Source organism: Sphingopyxis sp. (assembly GCF_035998965.1).
Taxonomy (GTDB): Bacteria; Pseudomonadota; Alphaproteobacteria; order Sphingomonadales; family Sphingomonadaceae; genus Sphingopyxis.
On record NZ_DASYHE010000105.1, the window covers coordinates 1 to 21929 of the forward strand.

General features: G+C 65.5%; 19 protein-coding genes. 2 read left to right on the top strand and 17 right to left on the bottom strand.

Going from position 1 to position 21929, the window contains the following annotated elements; all coding sequences use genetic code 11:
• From VGN68_RS20400 to VGN68_RS20410, 3 genes are all read right to left on the bottom strand, one after another.
• On the bottom strand, window positions 1-3165 hold a 3165-nt coding region (locus tag VGN68_RS20400), incomplete at its 3' end, for an NAD-glutamate dehydrogenase domain-containing protein (protein WP_327479556.1).
• A gap of 310 nt (window positions 3166-3475) precedes the next feature.
• The gene (locus VGN68_RS20405) at window positions 3476-4813 is read right to left on the bottom strand and encodes a PAS domain-containing protein (RefSeq protein WP_414713061.1); all 1338 of its coding nucleotides are present in this window, start codon (window positions 4811-4813) and stop codon (window positions 3476-3478) included.
• 258 nt (window positions 4814-5071) lie between these two features.
• Window positions 5072-5683: a TetR/AcrR family transcriptional regulator gene (locus tag VGN68_RS20410; protein ID WP_327479560.1), complete on the bottom strand. Its 612-nt coding sequence runs from the start codon at window positions 5681-5683 to the stop codon at window positions 5072-5074.
• 184 nt (window positions 5684-5867) lie between these two features.
• Between VGN68_RS20410 and VGN68_RS20415 the strand changes: the two genes are divergently transcribed.
• Window positions 5868-7421: an N-acyl-D-amino-acid deacylase family protein gene (locus VGN68_RS20415; RefSeq protein WP_327479562.1), complete on the top strand. Its 1554-nt coding sequence runs from the start codon at window positions 5868-5870 to the stop codon at window positions 7419-7421.
• Between the two features lie 10 nt (window positions 7422-7431).
• Here the strand turns inward: VGN68_RS20415 and VGN68_RS20420 are convergent, their stop codons facing one another.
• The 12 genes from VGN68_RS20420 to ccoN form a co-directional block, all read right to left on the bottom strand.
• Window positions 7432-8550: a P1 family peptidase gene (locus VGN68_RS20420; protein WP_327479564.1), complete on the bottom strand. Its 1119-nt coding sequence runs from the start codon at window positions 8548-8550 to the stop codon at window positions 7432-7434.
• Window positions 8547-9581, bottom strand: a complete 1035-nt coding sequence (locus VGN68_RS20425; RefSeq protein WP_327479566.1) for a VacJ family lipoprotein — start codon at window positions 9579-9581, stop codon at window positions 8547-8549. The genes VGN68_RS20420 and VGN68_RS20425 overlap by 4 nt, the downstream gene beginning before the upstream one ends.
• Window positions 9582-10021: 440 nt before the next feature.
• Window positions 10022-11344, bottom strand: a complete 1323-nt coding sequence (hemN, locus tag VGN68_RS20430) for an oxygen-independent coproporphyrinogen III oxidase (RefSeq protein WP_327479568.1) — start codon at window positions 11342-11344, stop codon at window positions 10022-10024.
• A 58-nt stretch (window positions 11345-11402) separates the two neighbouring features.
• On the bottom strand, window positions 11403-11633 hold the full coding sequence (locus VGN68_RS20435) for a hypothetical protein (RefSeq protein ID WP_327479570.1): 231 nt from the start codon (window positions 11631-11633) through the stop codon (window positions 11403-11405).
• The gene (gene ccoS, locus VGN68_RS20440; protein WP_327479572.1) at window positions 11630-11782 is read right to left on the bottom strand and encodes a cbb3-type cytochrome oxidase assembly protein CcoS; all 153 of its coding nucleotides are present in this window, start codon (window positions 11780-11782) and stop codon (window positions 11630-11632) included. The genes VGN68_RS20435 and ccoS overlap by 4 nt, the downstream gene beginning before the upstream one ends.
• A complete protein-coding gene (locus VGN68_RS20445) occupies window positions 11779-13893 on the bottom strand; it encodes a heavy metal translocating P-type ATPase (protein ID WP_327479574.1) in 2115 nt (704 codons plus the stop codon). The genes ccoS and VGN68_RS20445 overlap by 4 nt, the downstream gene beginning before the upstream one ends.
• A complete protein-coding gene (locus VGN68_RS20450; RefSeq protein WP_327479576.1) occupies window positions 13890-14360 on the bottom strand; it encodes a FixH family protein in 471 nt (156 codons plus the stop codon). The genes VGN68_RS20445 and VGN68_RS20450 overlap by 4 nt, the downstream gene beginning before the upstream one ends.
• The gene (gene ccoG, locus VGN68_RS20455; RefSeq protein WP_327479578.1) at window positions 14357-15814 is read right to left on the bottom strand and encodes a cytochrome c oxidase accessory protein CcoG; all 1458 of its coding nucleotides are present in this window, start codon (window positions 15812-15814) and stop codon (window positions 14357-14359) included. Before ccoG ends, VGN68_RS20450 begins: the two co-directional genes overlap by 4 nt.
• Window positions 15801-16727: a cytochrome-c oxidase, cbb3-type subunit III gene (gene ccoP / locus VGN68_RS20460; protein WP_327479580.1), complete on the bottom strand. Its 927-nt coding sequence runs from the start codon at window positions 16725-16727 to the stop codon at window positions 15801-15803. Before ccoP ends, ccoG begins: the two co-directional genes overlap by 14 nt.
• Window positions 16720-16878, bottom strand: a complete 159-nt coding sequence (locus VGN68_RS20465) for a cbb3-type cytochrome c oxidase subunit 3 (protein ID WP_327479582.1) — start codon at window positions 16876-16878, stop codon at window positions 16720-16722. Before VGN68_RS20465 ends, ccoP begins: the two co-directional genes overlap by 8 nt.
• Window positions 16875-17636, bottom strand: coding sequence for a cytochrome-c oxidase, cbb3-type subunit II (gene ccoO, locus VGN68_RS20470; protein WP_327479584.1), 762 nt, complete (start codon window positions 17634-17636; stop codon window positions 16875-16877). Before ccoO ends, VGN68_RS20465 begins: the two co-directional genes overlap by 4 nt.
• 12 nt (window positions 17637-17648) lie before the next feature.
• Window positions 17649-19307: a cytochrome-c oxidase, cbb3-type subunit I gene (gene ccoN / locus VGN68_RS20475; protein ID WP_327479587.1), complete on the bottom strand. Its 1659-nt coding sequence runs from the start codon at window positions 19305-19307 to the stop codon at window positions 17649-17651.
• Window positions 19308-19475: 168 nt separating this feature from the next.
• Here ccoN and VGN68_RS20480 point away from each other — a divergent pair, with 168 nt between their 5' ends.
• On the top strand, window positions 19476-20147 hold the full coding sequence (locus tag VGN68_RS20480; RefSeq protein WP_327479589.1) for an OmpW/AlkL family protein: 672 nt from the start codon (window positions 19476-19478) through the stop codon (window positions 20145-20147).
• Between the two features lie 9 nt (window positions 20148-20156).
• On the opposite strand, the gene VGN68_RS20485 is transcribed toward VGN68_RS20480, so the two are convergent.
• Together VGN68_RS20485 and VGN68_RS20490 are read right to left on the bottom strand one after the other, a co-directional pair.
• Window positions 20157-20846: a Crp/Fnr family transcriptional regulator gene (locus tag VGN68_RS20485; RefSeq protein ID WP_327479591.1), complete on the bottom strand. Its 690-nt coding sequence runs from the start codon at window positions 20844-20846 to the stop codon at window positions 20157-20159.
• Window positions 20847-20913: 67 nt separating this feature from the next.
• On the bottom strand, window positions 20914-21723 hold the full coding sequence (locus VGN68_RS20490; RefSeq protein WP_327479593.1) for a universal stress protein: 810 nt from the start codon (window positions 21721-21723) through the stop codon (window positions 20914-20916).
• Between the last annotated feature and the right edge of the window lie 206 nt (window positions 21724-21929).

The following is a 21929-nucleotide window of genomic DNA, read 5'->3' on the forward strand; positions in this document are numbered from 1 at the left end:
CGCCTTCAGGATCGCCGAGATCAGCGCGCCGGGGTCGATTTCGGACACCGACAGGCCGAGCAGCGTCTGCACCTCGGGGGAGAGCGGGATGCTCTTCTGGCTGCGCGGGAAGATGCCGCCGCCCTTCGAGATCAGCTTGGCATTGTAATCGGCCCAGGATGAGCGCGGCAGGTTGAACATCCGCTCGCGTTCCTTCCAGCTTTTCGCCGGATCGGGATTGGGGTCGAGGAAGATATGGCGGTGGTCGAACGCCGCGACGAGCTGGATCGCCTTCGACAGCAGCATGCCGTTGCCGAACACGTCGCCCGACATGTCACCACAGCCGACGACGCGGATCGTGTCGCTCTGCACATCGACGCCCATTTCGGCGAAGTGACGCTGGACCGACAGCCACGCGCCCTTGGCAGTGATGCCCATCGCCTTGTGATCATAGCCGTTCGACCCGCCGCTGGCGAAGGCGTCGCCGAGCCAGAAATCGCGTTCCATCGCGAGCGCATTGGCGACGTCGGAGAAGGTCGCGGTGCCCTTGTCGGCAGCGACGACGAAATAGGGATCGTCGCCGTCGTGGATCACCACCGACTTGGGATGCACGACCTTGCCCGCCACCAGATTGTCGGTGATCGACAGCAAGGAGCGGATGAAGATGCGATAGCATTCGGTGCCCTCGGCAAACCAGGCATCGCGGTCGAGCGAGATGTCGGGCAGCGCCTTGGGATAAAAGCCGCCCTTGGCGCCGGTCGGCACAATGACGGCATTCTTGACGCGCTGCGCTTTCATCAGCCCGAGGATCTCGGTGCGGAAGTCGTCGCGGCGATCGGACCAGCGGAGGCCCCCGCGCGCGACCGGGCCGGCGCGCAGGTGAATGCCTTCAACCCGCGGCGAATAGACCCACACTTCGCGCCACGGCAACGGCTTGGGCAGCCCGGGAACTTTACTGCTGTCGATCTTGAACGCCAGCGCTTCCTCGGCCGCGGGGGCAAAGGCGTTGGTGCGCAATGTCGCGCCGATCACGGCGTGAAACAGGCGGAGGATGCGATCCTCGTCGATCGACTTGATGTCGGCAAAGCCCGCAAGGATGTCGGCTTCGAGTGCTTCGGCGCGCTTTGCATCGCGCGCTTTGGGATCATGGAGGGCGCGGAAGCGTTCGATCAACGCCGCGGTGAGCGCGGGCGCATGGCGGAGCGCGCTGACGACCGTGTCCATGCCATAGGCCGACCCACCCTGACGCAGATAGCGGAACCAGGCGCGCAGCCACACGATCGCGCATGGATCGGTCTGGTTGGTCAGCACCAGTTCGTTGAACGCGTCATTTTCGGCCTTGCCGCCGAGCACCGCGGCAATCGCGCCTTCGAGCACTTCGGCGTAGGGCAGCAGCGCAAGTTCATCGACATTGGCAGGCAGCCGAAGCGTGAAATCATGGATGACGATCGGCGGTTCGTCGTCGGCCTCCATCCCGGGCGCGCGGCTCTGGCCGAGCGCGGTCGGGATTTCTTCGAGCACTTCGAAGCCGAAATGTTCAAGCGCCGGAACGACATCGGACAAGGCGAGCGGGCCGACCGCGCTGTACACTTTCAGCCGCAGCCGGTCGTCGCCATCGAGACTCTTTTTGGCCAGCCGCACGCTGCGCGGATTGTCGGCGTCGAGATCGCGCAAGCGCAGAATGTCGCGCGCCGCTTCTTCGGGATTATAGAGATTGCGGTAATTGGGCGGGAAGGTCGGCGCAAAGCGCGCCGCGAGTGCCGCGGCGCGCCCGGGATCGCCGCGCTTCGCCAGCGCCGCCTCGACCTCGGGCTGCCAGCCGCGCACCATCTGTTCGAGCTGGGTATTGAGCGCGTCGGTGTCAGGCACGACCCCGCCGCTGCGCAGGTCGAGCGTGTAGCGCAGCAGCGCCGCGCCGCCGTCTTCGAGCACCATCGTCCAGCCGATCACCCCGGCCTTGGCCTCGCGCACGAGCATCGCCTCAACCGCGATGCGGCGACCGGTCGACACCTCGTCGCGCGGCAGCCAGACGAACACGAACAAATGGCGACCGAGCGCACTGCGCACCGTCACCAGTTTCGGGCGCGGGCGGTCGGTGATCGACATCGAGGTCAGCACCAGCTCTTCGAGCGACGCCGCATCGAACGCGATCAACAGGTCGTGCGGCAGCGCGGTGAGCGCGTGGGCCAGTGCCTTGCCGGCATGGCCCGACGGATCGAAGCCAAATTTGGTCATCAATACGTCGAGCTGGGCGCGCAGCACCGGCACTTTCGCGGGCGGCGTCGACAGCGCGGCGCTGGTCCACAGACCGGCGTGGATCGACAGGCGCTCGACCTTCTTGCCCTTGAGTTCGGGAACGATGACGAGGTCGAGCAGCACCCGGCGGTGGACCGCCGACAACCGGTTCGATTTGATCAGCAGCGGCGCATGGCCGCCGCCGTCGAACCACGCGAAGGCCGCATCGAGCGCGGCGGGCGACAGCAGCTGGCTCTCGCTACTCTCGCTGACCCCCAATGGATCCTGCACCTTGCCGTCGCGCGTCCGCCATTCATGGCCGAGCTGGGTCATCGCCCCGCCTTCGAACCAGCGCAGCAGTTCGGCGGCCTCGCCATCGACGCGCATTGCGGCATCGGCAAGCATCGCGGCGCGCATCGCGCGCCAGTCACGCACCGCGGCGCGGACGTCGCGCAGCGCCGCTTCGAGTGCGTCGAGCAGGCGGCGGCGCGCGCGCGCATCGCCGCGCTCCAGTTCCATATAGATCACCGACTCGCGCGCCGGACCCTCGCCCGCTTCGAGCAGATGCCCCCTGGCGTCGCGCTTCACCGCGACGACGGGATGGAGGATCCGGTGGACCGCGAGCCCCTGTGCCGCGACGATCTGCGACGTCGAATCGACGAGGAAGGGCATGTCGTCGTTGACGATGACCAGCCGCATGCGGCGGTCGGTGCCGTCGGCGGCCATCGGTTCGAGCAGCAGCGACGGGGTTTCGGCGGCGCGTTCGAGCGAGGCGCGCCCGGCAAACTGGCTTGCGTCGGCCAGCGCCGCGGCATCCATATCGTCACCCTCGCCCGGCAGCGCGCTGCCGCGCAGCGCCGCCAGATAGGCGGCGGCGATTTTGGCGGGGACTTTGGCAGTGGTGGCGGTGGGCGTGTCCGTTTCCGGCGTGGCGGACGAATTTTGAGGCATAAAGTGCAGCATCCCGAACCAAAAGACGGGGATCCCTGCCGACGATCGGCGGGGGCCCGTTCGCTCCCCACCCTATGCGCCCGCGACGCGCGCGGCTCAAGACCTCGTTCGCGCGCTCGCGTTAAATTATTTCAAGTTTTGGATCGACTGTTACGTGGAGCGACAAATCCTCCCTGCGGCGTAGCCGTGGGGAGGGGCACCGCTCATCGCAGATGGGTGGTGGAGGGGCCGCGACGGTAGCGTCAAAGCCCCTCCGTCAGCGCTTCGCGCTGCCACCTCCCCATGGCTTCGCCACAGGGAGGATCAGAATCTACGACGTGATCGCGACCGCTTTCTTCGCGAGTTTGGCGATAAGCGCCGGATCATCCGCTGCCTTGGCGACGATCCCGATATGGCCGCCCGGCATCGCACGCGCGATCAAGACGACAAATTCGGCCTCACCGGCATCATGTTCCAGGATGATCGCCGGATGTGCGGTGCGCAAAGCGATCAGCTTTTCATCAACCTTGGCGCTTGGATCACCCGCGGGCTTGCGGCGTGCGCGCGCGTCCTTGACTAGCCCCTTAAGCCCGCCCGGATAGCGATCGAGATAGGCGGCGAGTTCGCCGCGGCCGACGCCCTCGTCCTTGGCGTGGCCCAGCACACAGGCATATTCGGCAAGCCGGGTCTTGTCGTAGGTCGCACCGAACACCAGCTTGACCACCGGCGTCATCGGGGCGCGATCCTGCACCGCCAGCCCGGCGTCGTCGAGCAACGCAGCAAAAGCCTCGGGCTGCTGTTCGGCAACCAGCGCGAAATCCCATGCCTTGGCGACCGCTTGATACAGTGCCCCGCGGCTGCGGCTGTCGGCGGCGCTCGCGCGCTCGGCGGTTTCGCGCGCGAGCGCCAGCCAGTCGGCGAGTTCGGCATCGGCGCCGGGGTCGCTCACAAGCGCTTCCTCGGCTTCCAGCGCCGCGACGATCGGCACGTCGCTGCTATCGACCAAGGCGCCAAAGCCAGGGGTCGCGTCGCCGTCGCCATCATCGTCGAGATGTTCGCTGTCGGGGCCGTCGGCCCACACCGGCACCGGCGCGGTCAGCGGCGCGGCGCTGCGCAGCGCCTGTTCGACCGACAGTTGGAGTTCGGCGGCCTGGTCGGCAGGCGCCGCTTCCTTCCAGTTGATCACCCCCATGATGAAGTCGATCGTGTCGTCGTCGGATGAAAATGGCAGCAGGATGCCGCGGTACATGATCGTCGTGCCGCGATCGTTGACGAATTCGGCTTCGAAGCCGATCGGCGCGCGGTTGGCGATGATCTGAAGATAATGGTCGGTCAGCCGCGACAACAGCGACCGGCCCGGAATCTGGCTGATGTAATGGACATCCTCGCCAATCTGCGACTCGGCGCGCAGCCGGTCGCCGACAAAGGCGATGCCGGGATTTTCGACCCCGGCGGTAAAGTCGAGCAGCACCGCATTCGAACCGAAGTCGGCACCCTCCAGATCGAGATCCTCGACCGAGGGATAAGCGCGGTCGGCGAGCAGCGACGCCCAGTAATTATAGGCGCGCACCTGCATCCGCCGTTCGTCGACACCGACGGACGCGGGCGCATCGATCGCCCCGTCGTCCTGGTCGTGGCTGCCCGAAAGCAGTCCGCGCATGCTGTCCATCATTTATCCCCAGCCAAACACATCGGCGGATGTCCTGCACCAGAAGTGGTAAAAGCCGCGTAAACGATGGCGAAAATGCGGGGCGGCATCGTCGCGGTTACGACGCGCTTCTGTTTGGATGTAGGGGGTTCCCGCCGCCGCGCGATCTTTGCCGCGCGGCGGCGGGTCCGGGGGGAGAGCCCGATTATGTACCGATAAGTATATAAAATGCGGCAACGGCGTCAACTGCTTTCTGTACCGCTCAGTAAACTTCTTCTACTAGCGGCCCGGCCAGAGCTTCAGCCCGGTTTCGACCAGCCGCTCAAGTTCGGCGCGCGTCGCGCCGGCGCCTGCCTGCACCGCCATGCCCTGGTTCATCGCAGTCAAAAAAGCCGCGAGGCCGGCCGGGTCGACGTCTTCGGGAAAATCGCCCTCGTCCTTAGCCCGAGTGAACCGCTCCAGCATCGCCTGCTTCGCCGCCGCGCTGCGCGCGACCACGGCTTCGCGGATGCACTCGGCCTCGGCGCCGCAAGCGACCGAGTTGATCACCCCCAGGCAACCATTGGGATTTTCTGGACAGCAGTACATGTCGAGGGCGCCGTACATCAGCCGTTCGGCGACGCCGCGCGCGGTCGGCGCATCGAGCGCGGCGCGCATATAATCGGTCTTTTCGCGCTCATACAGGTCGAGCGCCTTGTTGAAGAGCGCCTCCTTGTTGCCGAACGCGGCATAAAGGCTGGGCTTGGTAATCCCCATCGCTTCGGTGAGGTCGGCCATCGACGCGCCCTCATAGCCTTTCGACCAGAATACGCGCAGCGCCGCCGCCAGCGCCGCATCGACGCAGAACTCGCGCGGACGGCCTTTCGGCACAGTGGCGGCTTCGATTTCCATAACGGATGGTATATAATTTAGGTGGCGAAAAATGTCCAGCGGCGGCTGATATGCGCGCCATTTGCCGAACGGCGCGACTTGATCGACCATAGCGCAAAGACGCGGGGGACGCGCCGCGCCCTTTGATTTGCTTTCGCCGTCCCATTTCGGCAGTCTTGGTTTCTGCAGGCCGAGGGAGATTTTCATGGTGCATGACATCACGCGGCGCCAGATCATGGGCGCCGCGATAGCGGGGGGCGCCTTGGCGAATCTGCCGGTTCTTGCCGCCGTTGCGGGCGAAGCCTCGATCTATTTTCGCGATGTCCTGCTGATCGACGGCACCGGGGCCACACCGCGGCGCGCCGACGTTGCGGTCACCGGCGACCGCGTGGCAGCCATTCTGCCGCCGGGGAGTGCCGCACCGCGCGGCGCGCGCCTGGTTCCGGGTGACGGCCGCGTCCTGGCCCCCGGATTTATCGATACCCACACCCATGGCGATCCGCTGACGCAATCCTACGACGCGTTCCTGGCGATGGGCGTGACCACCATATTGCTCGGCGTGGACGGCAGCGGTCCCCGCATCGGCGACGATCTGAATCTGCAGCCCTGGCTGACGGCGGCTGACCGCGCAGCGCTACCGCTGAATGTTGCGGTCCTGGCGAGCCACGGCACGCTGCGCCGGGCCTCCGGCATCCTCGACGCGGTGCGCCAGCCGGACGATGCCGCGCGGGCGCGGATGGCCGCGTTGCTCGACCGGGAACTGACCGCTGGCGCCTTCGGCCTATCCTATGGCCTGGAATATGTTCCGGGCATCTATGCCGAAGGCGCGGAACTTGCCAGCCTTGGCCAAACGGTCGCCCGCCACGACGGCGTGGTCATGAGCCACATGCGATCCGAGAATGACGACGAGATCGAAGCCTCGATCGAGGAGCTCATCGCATCGGCGCACCCGGGCCGCCCGCATATCTCGCACCTGAAAGTGGTGTTTGGCAAAGGCGAGAGCCGCGCCCGCGAACTGCTCGACTATATTGCCGCCAAACGCCGCGCCGGTATCGATCTGACCGCGGATGCCTATCCGTACAATGCAGGCTATACCGGCATTGCGCTGCTCTTTCCCGAATGGGCCTTACCGCCCAGCGATTATGACGCGGTCGTCGCGGGGCGGCGGCCGGAACTGCGCGATCATCTGATTGCCCGCATGACCCGGCGCGGCGGGCCGGACGCGCTGCTGATCGGCACGGCTCCCTATGCCGGCAAGACCCTGGCCCAAGCGGCGGGGGAGGTGGGGCTGCCCTACGCCGATTTCCTGATCAAGATCGGGCCGGGCGGCGCCTCCGGCGCGCATTTTACGATGGACGACGCGCTACAGGATATTCTCGTGCTCGATCCCGACGTCGCGATCTCGACCGACGGCGGCCCCGGTATGCGTCACCCGCGGGCCACCGGCACCTATGCCAAATTGATCGAGCAATATGTGGTGGGCAGCGGCAGGCTCCCGATCGAACGGGCCATCCGCAAATCCACCGCGCTCCCCGCGCGCATCCTTCGACTCGCCGATCGGGGCACGGTGCGGCCGGGCGCGAAAGCGGACCTGATCCTCTTTACCCCCGACGCGGTGAAAGCGCGCTCGACCTACGTCGACCCGTTTGCGCAGGCGCAAGGGTTTGACCTGGTGCTGGTGAACGGTGAGCCGGCATTCGAAGGCGGCGAGCGGGTTGGCGCTCCCGGCCGCCTGCTGCGCAAGAAAAGGAGCGCGTAGCGCGGCGCGTTCACGGTTTCCCGGCAGTTAGCCAGGGCAATATCGTCTCGACCGGGAGCCGCTCGACGCGGCCGCGATGGCCCTCGACCGTCTTGGCGGCAAAGAGCGAGTTGATGACAGCTTCCTCGGTCGCTTCGGCGACCGCCTGGAACAGCGGCGAAATCTGTTCGTTGCGAAGATCGCCGATTTGCGCCGTCGCGGCGCTTCCTTCCTCGCGGCGCACCCCCGGGTTGGTCGAAAAGGCGATCGCATAGTCGCCCGATCCGTTCGAAAATGACGATCCTGTCCGTCCGATCCCGATAAATGCGCGCTCCGCGATACGGCGCAGGTTGCGATCGGACAGCGGCGCGTCGGTGGCAATGACCACGATGACCGAACCATCTGCGGTGTCACGACCGGGTCCGCCCGCAAAGGCGTGGCGGCCCAGTCTGACCCCGACCGGCACACCCGCGATCGTCAGCACGCCGCCATAATTGCTTTGCACCAGGACACCCAGCGTCCATCCGCCCATCGCGCTTGGCAGGCGGCGCGACGCCGTGCCGATCCCGCCCTTGAAGCCGAACGCCACGGTTCCGGTGCCCGCTCCGACCGCCCCTTCCTCGACCGCGCCGCCCTTCGCTCCGTCGATCGCGCGCCGCGCGTCGGCGGCGGTGACCCGGCGGCGGCGGATGTCGTTAAGGACCCCATCGTTCGTCTCACCAACCACCGCGTTGACCGACCGAACCGCTTCGTTGCCCGGCCGGTCCAACGTCCATGCGATCGCGGCGGCCGCGGCTTCGGGGACGTTGAGCGTATTGGTCAGCAGGATGGGCGTCTCAATCTCTCCCAGCTCGGCCACCTGGGTCGAGCCGGCAAACTTGCCAAAGGCATTGAACGCCACGAAGCCGGCGGGAACCCGCGAACGAAAGACATTGCCGCCGTGCGGCAGGATCGCCGTGACCCCGGTATGGATATCCTTACCCTCATCGATCGTGACATGACCCACCTTGACCCCGTCAACGTCGGTGATGCTGTTGAGCGGGCCAGGGTCCAGAACGCCGATAATCACGCCGGCTTCGCGGGCGCGTTCGGTTGCGGGCGCGGCGGGCGCCGCGGCCAGCAATGCGATTGCGACGATCGCCTTCCTCAAGGCGGGGGGCGATCATCGGCGGGCGGCGTCGCGATGTCCACGGGCGCTCCGACGACCGGCGGCGCGGGATCGACCGGCGCATCGGCCGAAAGGCCCGTCGTCTCGGCGGGAGGAGCAGCGGGGATGCTGGGGACCCCGCCTTTCAGCGCATCGATTTCGCGACGTCGCATTTCCAGATACAGGGTGCGGACCTCGACATAGGGATCGATGCTTTCGTTTTGCAGGCGCTCGATTTCGGCATCGCGTTCGATACGATCGTTGAGCGCCCGGACCACCGTCGTCGGCACCGCATAGGCGGGGCGGTTGAACGGCTTGCCGATCGCGGTCGGCAGGACCAGCATGTCGAGGCCGTTGCCGGCCATGTCGCGCAAGGTCGTCGCGCCGAAAAGCGGCAGGTAGAAAAAGGGACCGGGCTCGACCCCGTAAAAGCCCAAGGTGTTGGCAAAGCCGTTCCGCCGGTACGGCAGGTTGAACGGCTTTTTCTTGGCCACGTCGAAAAGGCCGCCGACGCCGAAGGTCGTATTGATCGCAAAGCGGCCGAGTGTTTCGGCAGCCTTGCCAATTTTGAACTGCAACAGATAATTCAGAAAATTGACCGGTTCGGTCAAGTTCCGCAGCGCATTGCCCACCCCATCGCGGACGGGTTCGGGAACGATGCTTTGATACCCCATCGCGATCGGGCCCACCAACGCATTGTCGATCGCCTGCACCGCTCGATAGGATTCGATGTTGATAGCTTGCAGCGGATCGCCCGGCGGGGCATCGCCGCGCGCCGTCACGACGATTTCGTTGGGCGCCCCTGGCATTTCGACCGGTGGCTCACCGCTGGATGGCTCCGACGTGACTGGCGATGATGATGGTAAGGGCGACGGCGACGGGGTCTGCTCGATCGTCGGCACGACCAGCGGGGGCAATGGATCGCCCGCCAAGCGCTGGGACTGGATCTCGGTCGGATTTGCGGGCGCAACGTCGGCAGCTGTCGGCGGGGTTCCAGACAGCAACAGCAGCGCGGCGGCGGCGGAAATACTCATCGCGCGCGCGGTCCCGCTAACCCAATATCGGTGCGCATCGCTCGCATATGGCAAACTCCTAACCGGGGTATCAGCCCGAAACCATGACCAAAAGGCACCCTCACCATTGTCGGATGCTGCTTAACGGGCTTTAACGGGCTGAACAGCTTTATGTTTCCCCCGCCAAGGGGAAAGATAAAAGAAACCACCCCCGCAGTGCAACCATCAGCGAACTTCGGCGGCGGCGCGATGTGACGGTGGAGGCCCGAGCCGGATTCAAACTCGTGAATTTTTCCACACAATTACAAATGCTTGATCTGCACCCCGGACACAGGTGCCCCCAACGAGGCCCCCGCAATTTTTTGCTTCTAAATGAATCGAACCGATTCCGACTAGCATGCCACAACGTGCTGTTTAACGCTTCAACCGACGCGATCCCTTGAGGGAACCTGGTGCTTCATTCACACCCGAATTCCAGCCCGGAGGTTAGCCATCCGCCCTCGCAAGAGATCGAATTCGGAAGCGATATGTCTCGCATAAGGTAGCCCCCGCGCACGAATGACCAGTTCACTCTTGTCCCATCCGATGATCCCTCGACGCTCATAATCCGCCAAAGTCTCACGGACCGCTAAATGCTCGTCGCTATCCAGCTGCGTTTTGCCGAGGCAAAGGAGTTCGCGAATATGATGTGCCCGGCGCTGTTCATCTTGGGAAAGTCGAACCCCACGAGCCGAAGCCAACCTGCCCTCGCCGATTATGTCGCGATAAGCCCCCGCCTTCTTTTCGTTTTGTACTATCAAGTCTGGGAAGCGGCTGATGGCGCTCGCGCCAAATCCGACCAGCACCGTCGCGTCATCTTCGGTGAACCCTTGGAAGTTACGGTTCACTCGCCCTTGCTTCGCGGCGGCGGCAAGCGCGTCACCCCGAAGGGCGAAATGATCGAATCCGACGGGAACATAGCCCGCATCGGTGAGGCGCTCATACCCGCGCCGAGCCTGCTCGAAGCGCAATTCATGGTCGGGCAGATCGCTGGCGTCGATCTGGCGCTGGCGCGGAATCATGTTCGGGAGATGCGCATAGCCGAAAAGCGATATCCGGCTCGGCGCGAGACGGATCGTTTCGTCGAGCGTCTCGTCGAGATCGGCGAGGGTCTGACCCGGCAGGCCGTACATCAGATCGAAATTGATGGCGTCGATATCACGCAAGCGAAGCCCGGCCACGACGCGTTCGATGTGGGAGAGCGGCTGGATGCGTCCGATTGCCTGCTGGATATGCGGCGCAAAGGTCTGCACGCCGAGGCTCACGCGGGTCACGCGGGCGGCAGCCAGCACAAGCGCCCATTCCGCGGAGAAGCCGCGCGGATCGAGCTCGATCGAAATCTCGGGCCGGTGCGCATCGAAAAGGGTAAGCAACAGGTCGAGCAGGCGCACCAGCTCGACCGGGGCGATCGCGTTAGGGCTACCGCCGCCGAATGCAATGCGCTGGACGCGTCCGCGGCCCCCGAGCCGCTTGGCGACAATCGTGATCTCCGACTGGAGCGCCGCGAGATAGTCGGCGAGCCGATGCTTGCGTCCCGCCGCGCCGGTGTTGCAGCCGCAATACCAGCAGATCTGCTCGCAAAAGGGGATATGGACATAAAGCGAAATCGGCGTCGCCGCCTCGATCGCGTCGAGCGCGCGGGCATAATCGTCGGCGCCGACAGCGTCGGTAAATTCCATCGCGGTGGGATAGCTGGTGTAACGCGGCACCGGCTTGGCGAGCAGATCGGGATGATAGGACCACATGCAAGCCTCCTACCGCCGCGCCCGTGCCCGAACATTGACCGGGATCAACGCAGGTCTGTCAGCAGCAGCCCTTTTTGACGCCGGCCGCCTTGCTGCGCCGGTCGGTGATGGCGTGGCACGCCTTGGCGCAATCGCGCCGCTGGCCGGGATCGGCGGGATCGCCGGGGACGATCATCCGGTGCGTCGCGCCGCCGCACCAGGGCACGGACAGGATGCGCGCATCGGCCGCGAGCGGCGGCTGCATCAGCGCAATCACACCCGTTGCGGCGAGGAGGTTACGCAGCCTCATGCCCGCTCCTCCTCATCCTCGACAAAGATGCGCAGCGCGGCGCCGTCGAGATCGTCGAACTGTCCCTTGCGCAGCGACCAGAAGAAGGCGGCGAGACCGAGCAGGCCGAGCCCGAGCGCAATCGGGATCAGGAAAACCAGCCCGTTCACCGGATCGCCCTTTTGAGCCGCAGCGCATTGCCGACCACGATCAGCGACGAGCCCGACATCGCGATCGCGGCGACGAGCGGGGTGACGAAGCCGAGGAACGCCAGCGGCACTGCGACGGCGTTATATCCGATCGCGAGCAGGAAATTCTGCCGCACGATCGCCTGCGTCCGGCGCGCCATATGCACCGCCTGCGCCACCGGCATCATCCGGTCGCCAAGGAAGATACAGTCGGCCGCATTCTTGCCGACGTCGCTCGCGGATCCCGGCGCCATCGATGCATGGCCCGCCGCGAGCGCGGGGCCATCGTTGAGGCCGTCGCCGATCATCAGCACCTTGCGGCCCAGCGCGACCTGCCGGTCGATTGCGTCCAGCTTGTCCTGCGGGCTCATCCCCGTCTGCGCGGTCAGCCCGAGCTGGCGCGCGACCGGCGCGACCGCCTCGGCGCGATCCCCCGACAGGATCATCGCTTCGATACCCTGACGCCCCAGTGCATCGATCGCGTCGGCGGCGTCGGGCCGCAGGCGGTCGGCAAAACGGATCGTCGCGACCGCCTTGCCGTCGACCGACAGCGCGGTCGCGAGCGCGTCGCCTATATCCCCCGCCTGCGGTCGGCCAAGCGTTACGATGCGCCCCGCCCAGTGCGCCTCGATGCCAAAGCCTGGTGTCTCGCGGAGCGACGTCACCTCGGCGGGCCGGACATCATATGCCTGCAGCCCCCGCGTCAGCGCCTCGCTCAGCGGGTGGCGGCTCGCCTGCGACAGCGCGAGGATCAGCGACTTCACCCCGATATCGAGCCGTTCGAGACCGATCGCTTCGGGGCGCCCGAGCGTCAGCGTGCCGGTCTTATCGACGAGCGCGCGGTCGACCTCGGCGAGCCGTTCGAGCGCCGATCCGTCCTTGATCAGCACGCCCGCGCGCATCAGTTCGCCAGCCGCGACGATCTGCGCCGCCGGAACCGCCAAACCGAGCGCGCAGGGGCAGGTGATGATCAGCACCGCCGCCGCGATCAGCAGGCTGTGATGCCACCCCGCCCCCGCGATCATCCATCCCGCGAACGCCATCAGCGCGAGGCAATGAACCGCGGGCGCATAAAGCCGCGCGGCGCGGTCGGCGATGCGAACATAGCGCGACTTGCCCTGCGCCGCCTCGCCCATCAGCCGCGCGATGTCGGCGATGGCGGTGTCGGCGCCCGCTGCGGTCACGCGCACCCGGATCGGCGCGTCGAGATTCAAGGTGCCGGCATGCACCCGGTCGTCGGGATGGACCGGTTGCGGTGCGCTTTCGCCCGTCAGCAGCGACAGGTCGAGCTGGCTGGCCCCGCCGATGACCACACCGTCGGCGGACAGCCGCTCGCCCGCCGCGACGAGCATCACCATGTCGGGCTCCAGCGCGGTCGCGTCGACCCAGCGGCTGCGGCCGTCCTCACCGAGCACCATTGCGCCGGTTCCCATGTTGCGCAGCAGCGCAGTCACCCCGCCCCGCGCACGGTCGCGCATCACGCTGTCGAGCCAGCGCCCGCAAAGCAGGAAGAAGAGCAGCATCGCCGCACCGTCGAAATAGGCGTGGGGGCCGCTGGTCGCGGTCTCGTACAGGCTGATCGCGCAGACGAGCGCAACGCCGATGCTGATCGGCACGTCCATGTTCGTGCGGCCGTGACGGAGCGCCCGCCAGGCCGAGCGGAAAAAGGGCCGCCCGGCATAGGCCACGGTCGGCAGCGCAATCGCCGCCGACAGCCAGTGGAACAGGTCGCGCGTCGCCCCCGCCGCGCCCGACCAGACCGACACCGACAACAGCATGATGTTCATCATCGCGAAGCCCGATACCGCGACCGCGCGCAGCAGTTCGCGGCTCGTTTCCGCTTCGGCATCGGCTTCGTCGGGACCGCTCCCGATCGGATGCGCCTCGAACCCCAGGTTCGAAAAGGCACCGATCAGGTCGGGCATGTCGGTGTCGGCTGTGCAGGACAGATGCACGCGCTTTTCGGTGAAATTGACGCGCGCGGCGGCGATGCGCCTGTCGCGCACCAGCCCCTGCTCCAGCTTGGCGATGCAGCCCGCGCAGCGGATATCGGGCACCGCGAAATCCCGTTCGACGAGGGCAGTCGCGGTCATTGCAGATCCTCGCGATAGCGCGCTTCGGCGGTGCCATGCCGGACGATAAGGTCGAGCCGCCAGCGCCCTATCGCCAGCGGCTCGACCGAGCGCAGCCCGCCGCCCGCCGCCGGCTCGAAACGCAGCGCAGCGGGTGCGACGCGCCCAACGGGGTGATGGATGGTCGCCGCGGCCCGAACGCCGTCAAGCGGAACGTCATTCTTGCGAATTGCGAGCAGGACATGACGCCCCGCATCGAGCGTGATGCGCGCATCCCACCCCAGCCGGTCCTGCGCGTCGGCGCGTTTCAGCCATTCGTTATAATGCTGGCTCGCGACATAGCTGTTCTCGACCACCTTGCCGCCAAAGGTCGACATGGCGAAGCGCGCCATGGTGAAATTGACCGTCATCACCACCGCGAAAAAGGCGACGAGAATTGCGGTCATGTGCCAGCCGGTGAACTTTTTGGGCTTGCGTGTATCGGTCATTGTCCTGCCTCCGGCCGGTCGAACTGGATGATGTCGCTGTCGCCGCGCGGATCGCCGTCGAGCCCGCGCGTGCTGATCGTGAAGTCCTGCCGCGCAGGACCGGCGCCGGGCGCCGCGATGAAGAGTTTGATGCTCGTGACGCTGTCGGCGGGCAGCGCCAGCTCAACGCGCTGCCCGGCATTTTCGCGCGAGCCGGCTTCGGTCCACAGCGCCGCACCGGGAAGCCCGCTCACACTCACCGCGACCCGCCGGGGACGCGTTTCCATGTTGCGCAGCTTCAGCGTGTAATTGTTCCGGATCTGCCCGTCGGAAAGCTGGACATAGAGCGGGCTGCGCTCGTGCTGGACGGCAAGGTCGAGCCGCGTGCGCTGGCCGAGCGAAAAGAGCATCGCCGCACCGATTGCCGTCCAAACGCCCAGATAGATCAGGGTGCGCGGGCGGGTCAGCGTCTTGCGAACGGGCTGCCCGATGCCGCCCGCCTTTTCGGTCTCGGCATCGTCGAGCGTGCAATAGTCGATCAGCCCGCGCGGCCGTCCGACCTGTTTCATCACCCCGTCGCACGCATCGATGCACAGCGCGCAGGTGATACAGCCGATCTGCGGCCCCTCGCGAATGTCGATGCCGGTCGGGCACACCGCGACGCACTGGTTGCAATCAATACAGTCGCCGAAAGCACCGGGATGCGCTTGTCCCTTCTTGACGCTGCCGCGCGGCTCGCCGCGCCAGTCCTTGTACGTCACCAGCAGCGATTTTTCATCCATCATCGCGGTCTGGATGCGCGGCCAGGGGCACATATAGACGCACACCTGCTCACGCATGAAACCGCCGAGGATGAAGGTCGTCGCGGTCAGCACGGCGACGGTTCCATAGGCGACGAGTGCTGCCTGCCCGGTCCAGAAGTCCAGCGTGAGCGTCGGGGCATCGGCGAAATACATGATCCACGCGCCGCCGGTCCAAAAGGCGATGGCCAGATAGATGCTATATTTGACCGCCCGCTTCGCCAGCTTTTCGGCCGTCCACGGGCCGTTCGCCAGCCGGACCTGCGCGTTGCGGTCGCCGTCGACCAGCCGGTCGACATGCTGGAACAGGTCGGTCCACACCGTCTGCGGACAGGCATAGCCGCACCAGGCGCGTCCGACGGCGCTGGTGACGAGGAACAGCCCGATCCCCGCCATGATGAGCAGGCCCGCGACATAGTAAAATTCATGCGGCCAGATCTCGATCTGGAACATGTAGAAACGCCGGTTCGCAAGGTCGACCAGCACCGCCTGATCGGGCGCGTAAGGACCGCGGTCCCAGCGGATCCACGGCGTGCCGTAATAGATCGCCAGCGCCACCGCCATGATCGCCCATTTGAAGCGGCGGAAGGGACCGTTCACCGCTTTCGGGTAAACGCCCTTCCGCGCTTCATACAGCGGCGCCGGCTGGCCGGAGAGATCTTCAGGGCTGGCCATCGGCTCCCGCCCCTTCGGCGACGGGCGCGAGCCCCTTCTCGCCGCCGCCCAGCGAATAGACATAGGCCGACAGCATCTTGATCGTGACCGGATCGAGCCGGCCACCCCAGCGCGGCATCACGCCGTTGCGCGGCTGCGTGATCGTCGCGGCCAGGCTTTCGCGGTCGCCGCCGTACAGCCAGATCGCATCGGTCAGCTTCGGTGCACCGAACTGGCGCCCGCCTTCACCGACGGCCCCGTGGCAGACTGCGCAATTGTCCGCGAACAGCGCCGCACCGCGCGCCGACGATGCACCGGCCTTTTCCTGACCGCTGATCGTGCGGACGAAGCTCACCACGTCACCGATCTGCGCCGCATCGAGAATGCCGTCACGCCCGAAGGCGGGCATCTGGCTGGTCCGCGTGTCCTTGTGGTCAGGATTCCGGATGCCGTGCGTGACCGTATACTGGATGCTGGCGAGGTCGCCGCCCCACAACCAGTCGTCGTCGGTCAGGCTGGGATAGAGATTCTTCACGCCTGCCCCGCCCGCGCCATGGCATTGCACGCAGTGAACGCGGAAGGCCGCGCCGCCGCCTTGCACGGCCGCTTGCATCAGTTGGGGCTTTGCCGGCAGGTCGGTGATCGCGGTTGCCGCAATGGCATTGACCGTCGGCGCGCGGCGCTTCGCGTCGGCCGCCATTTCCTTTGCAAGGTCGCCGCGGCTCGACCAGCCGAGCACGCCCTTGGTCGCGCTGTCGACCATCGGCCAGGCCGGGTAGAGGACGACATAGGCCAGGCCCCAGACGATCGTGGCGTAAAAGGTCCAGAGCCACCAGCGCGGCATCGGCGTATCGAGTTCCTCGATCCCGTCCCACTCATGGCCGACCGTGCTCGTGCCGGTCGCTTCGTCAATGCGCTGTTTCAGGTCAGCCATGCTCGTCGTCCTTGAAGATCATGTTCGCGGCCTCGTCGTTGCGGGCGCGCGCGCTCGGCCGGAACGGCCAGGCGATAAGGGTGAGGAACAGCAGCGCCATCGCGAGCAGCCCCCAGCTATCGGCGAAATGGCGAAGCGCGTCGTAGCTCATCGCTCCGCCTCCGTTTCGCCGGTGCGTTCCTGCGCCGCCGCCTTGTCGACATCGACGAGGGTGCCGAGCATCTGCAGATAGGCGATCAGCGCATCCATCTCGGTCAACCGGTCCGGATCGCCGTCGAAATCGCGAACCTGCGCCTTGGGATAGCGCTTCTGCAGGTCGAGGCCGGCTGCAGGATCGACCTGTGCCGCGAGATCTTCGTTCGCCTTTTCGATATCGGTCTTCGTATAGGGAACACCGACACGATAGAGCGCTGTCAGGTCATTCGACATATCGCCGGTCTGGAGGTCGCGTTCGGCGAGAAAAGCGTAAGGCGGCATGATCGATTCAGGCACCACGCTGCGCGGGTCGATCAGATGCGCCTTGTGCCATTCGTCCGAATAGCGGCCGCCGACGCGCGCAAGGTCGGGGCCGGTACGCTTCGACCCCCATTGGAACGGGTGGTCGTACATGCTCTCGGCCGCGAGGCTGTAATGGCCATAGCGTTCGACCTCGTCGCGGAACGGGCGGATCATCTGGCTGTGGCAGGTATAGCAGCCCTCGCGCATATAGATGTTGCGCCCCGCGAGTTCGAGCGGGGTGTAGGGCCGCATCCCCTCGACCTTCTCGATCGTGTTGTCGATCCAGAAAAGCGGCGCGATCTCGACGATGCCGCCAATGGTCACGGTGAGCAGCGCGAGCGCGCCGAGTAACGTCACATTGCGCTCGATCTTCTTGTGGCTGAAGCCCTTTTTGGCGGGTTTGGTGGCCATGGTCCGGGCTCCTTATTCGGCGGGAACGGGCGCGAGCGGACGATCCGCCGCGGCATTGTAGGGGGTTTCGGTCATCGGCTTTTCGGCGCGGACCCTGCCCGCGAGCGTGGCCCAGACGTTGAAGACCATGATCAGGAAGCCGGCGAGATACATCGCCCCGCCCGCGGCGCGGATCAGGTACATCGGATGCATCGCCGAAACGCTCTCGGCAAAGCTGTAGACGAGGTAGCCGTCGGCGCCGTACTCGCGCCACATCAGCCCTTGCATGATGCCCGCGACCCACATCGACGCGGCGTAGAAAACGATGCCGACGGTCGCGAGCCAGAAGTGCCAGTTGACCATGCGCAGGCTGTAGAGGCGCTGCCGGCCCCACAGGCGCGGCACGAGATAATAGACGCAGGCGAAGGTAATCATGCCGTTCCAGCCGAGCGCGCCGCTGTGCACATGGCCGATCGTCCAGTCGGTGTAATGCGACATCGAGTTGACCCATTTGATCGACATCATCGGGCCTTCAAAAGTGCTCATGCCGTAGAAGGCGAGCGCCATCACCATCATGCGGATGATCGGGTCGGTGCGGATCTTGTCCCACGCGCCGTTCAGCGTCATCAGGCCGTTGATCATGCCGCCCCAGCTCGGCATCCACAGGATCACCGAAAAGACCATGCCCAGCGTCTGCGCCCAGTCGGGCAGCGCGGTGTAGTGGAGGTGATGCGGACCCGCCCAGATGTAGAGGAAGATCAGCGACCAGAAGTGGATGATCGACAGGCGATAGGAATAGACCGGCCGCTCGGCCTGCTTCGGCACGAAGTAATACATCATCGCGAGGAAGCCCGCGGTCAGGAAGAATCCGACCGCATTATGCCCGTACCACCATTGCGTCAGCGCATCCTGGACGCCGGCGAAGGCGGCATAGCTCTTCGACCCGAAGATGCTGGCGGGCATCGACAGATTGTTGACGATGTGGAGCATCGCGATGGTGACGATGAAGCTCAGGTAAAACCAGTTCGCGACATAGATATGCGGTTCGCGGCGCTTGACGATCGTGCCGACGAAGACGACCAGATAGGCCACCCATACGATCGTCAGCCACAGGTCGACATACCATTCGGGCTCGGCATATTCCTTGGCCGCGGTGACGCCCATCAGATAGCCGGTCGCCGCCAGCACGATGAACAGCTGATATCCCCAGAAAACGAAACGCGCGAGCGTCGGAAAGGCCAGCCGCGCGCGGCAGGTGCGCTGGACGACATAATAGCTCGTCGCGATCAGCGCGTTGCCGCCAAAGGCAAAGATCACTGCCGAGGTGTGCAGCGGCCTGAGCCGCCCGAAGGTCGTATATTCGAGATTGAGGTTCAGCGCCGGAAAGGCGAGCTGGAGCGCGATGTAGAGCCCGGCCGCCATCCCCGCGACGCCCCAGAACAGGGTCGCGATGACGCCCCAGCGGATCGGATCGTCGTCATAGACGCCCTGATCGGCGGGCATCTTCAACAGCCCGCGCGAGAGGGCGCTATAGTCGGCGCGCGTGACGGTCGCCCACAGCATGGCGAGGCACGCCAGTGCGACGATGATCATATGCACCGCGAACGGCGCATCGACCGCGAGCGCCGCCATCACGAAGGCGAGCAAGGTCAATCCCAGCCAGCCCCCCGCCCTTGTTACCAGACCGTCCATATCTCTGTCCCTGCTTGGCGCGGCCGTGCGGCTACGCGGTTCGGAACCGCCATGGACGCGCGCCCGCGCCGAAACATTGATCGGGATCAACGAACTTGTTGCGCCGCATCAATGCGCGGCGGTCGGGCCGGACGCAGGGATGCGCCACCCAAACAGGAGGTAGATCCCATGAAGACCAAAGCTCTCCCGCTCATCGCTCTCGCCGCCGCGCTCGCGCTGCCCGGACAGGCCTTTGCCAAGGCGGGCGACGTCCAGTTCAAGCTGTTCGCAACGCTCGTTGCGCCCGACGGCAAGATCACCGACGTCAAGACCGACCTGATCGGCCTGCCCGCCGGCACGCAAAGCAAGGCCGACGACAATGTGACGCCGACGGTCGCGATCGAATATTTCGTCGCCGACAATATCTCGCTCGAAACGATCGCGGGGGTGACGCAGCATGATGTGGACGGACGCGGCGCACTGAACGGCGCGACGCTGGTGTCCGACGCCAATATCGTCCCTGCAACGCTGACGCTCAAATATCATCTCGGCAAGGAGGGTGGCGTGCGGCCCTATGTGGGCGCGGGCCCCAGCTATTTCATCTTCATCGACGAAAAGCCGGGCGCGACGACGCGCGCGCTCGGTGCCACGCGGCAAAAGATGGGCGACAAGCTGGGCGCCGCATTACAGGCCGGTGTGGATATCCCGGTGAACGACAAGGGGCTGGCGCTGTCGCTCGACGCCAAGCGCTATTTCCTGCGTCCGACCGCGACCTGGTATGCCGGCAGCACCGAAGTGTTGAAAACGCGGCACAAACTCGACCCATGGGTGATCAGCGCCGGCGTCGGCTTCCGCTTCTGAGCGAAGGCCTCAGCCCGCCATACCCTCCATCGCCGCGCGGTCGTTGATCACGATCTCGCGGCGCGAGGGCAGATCGACGACGCCGTCGGCTCGCATTCTGGTGAGCTGGCGGCTCGTCGTTTCGATCGTCAGGCCGAGGATGTCGGCGATCTGCTGGCGACCGAAGGGTAGTTCGAACCCGTCGCGCGCACCCGATTGGCATCCCTGCCCCGACAGGCGTTCGGACATTTCGAGAAGGAAGGACGCCACTTTCTCTGACGCCGATTTGCGCCCGAGCAACATCATCCAGTGCCGCGCGCGGTCGAGTTCGTCGAGCGTGCGACGGAGCAATTTCTGCTGCAGGTCGGGGTGCGAGCTGGCGAACTCGTCGAAATTGTTGCGGTTGAAGATGCACACCTCAGCATCGGTCATTGCGGTGACGCTGTACGGGCTTTCCTTGCCAAACGGGCGGCCGATGAAATCGGAAGGAAAGACGACGCCGACGATCTGCTCGCGCCCATCGGCAGTCGACACGACGAGCTTGAGCACGCCGTCGAGTACGTTCGCGACGACGGGCGCGCCGTCGCCTTCCCACAGCAGCGTCTGCCCGGCACGCACCTTTTGCCGACGCCCCATCTTCCCCAGCGCGGCAAGCTCCGAGGGGTTCAGGCTCGCGCAAATAGCGCGGTTTCGGACAACGCAGGTCGCACAATCGGTCACCCGTTCGCCCTACAGGAAGGCAGCCGGTTTGGAAAGCGTAGCAGACCGAAACCCGAGAGTCGGGCGCCTAATGTGCCATCAACAAGGGTGTCGGCGCGGCTTCGAGCAGATAGCGGGTCACACCGCCAAACAGAGTTTCGCGGAGGCGCGGCCGGCCGAAAGCGCCCATAACGATCAGGCCGGGCTTCGTCTCGACGGCGACGCGTTCGAGCACTTCTTCGGCGGTGCCCGGACCCTTCGCCTCGCGCCGCAGTTCGGCATGCACACCGTATCGCGACATATAACGGAGCGCATCCTCCGCCGGGACACGGCCTTCATCTTCGCCCACCGTGACGAGAATGACGTTCCGGGCATCGCCCATCAGCGATACGCCGGCGCGCAGGGCGTTGGCCGCCTGCGGGCTTCCGTTCCACGCCACCATCATAGGTGCATCGAAATCGAAGCTCGCTCCCTCCGGCGGCAGGGCAAGGACCGGCAGCGGCACGGTGAGCGCAAGATCCGCAGCGATCGTTGGTGCGCGCTGACCGCGTCGGTCGCACGCGCCGAGTGACACGACCGCCAGATCGGAGAGCGTTGCGGCGAGCGTCATGGTCGACAGCGCATCGCCGTCTGCAACCGCAACATCCCATGGCACATCCTCGCGCGCGAGTTCGGCACCCAGTCGTCTTTCGAGCTCGAGATCAGCAAGCTGCGCCTGCGCCAATTGCTCCTTCGCCAGATACATCCCGCCGAAAGGATCGGAAGCGATGAATTGCTGATAGGGCGAGCTGATCAAGAGGCTGAGATGCGCGCCGAAGCGGCGGCCGATCGCCAGCGCGCTTTCGATCCGTGTCGCCATGCCCGGATCGTTGCCAGCCTGAACCAAAATGTTTCGCATCGTCCAATCTCCTTCAATAGAGAGAGATTGGAACGCGTTGCGAGGTTCGTCATTGATCCGAGTCAAATGGCCGATGCACGAACCGCTCCGCGGATTGGTGCTAGCCTCGATGTAAAGCGGGCCGGCGAGCGCCGCGGCTGATTGAACGTGGGCTGTCGCAGGCAGACCCTTTCGGCTCCTTTACCTGAGGAGTCGAACGATGAACG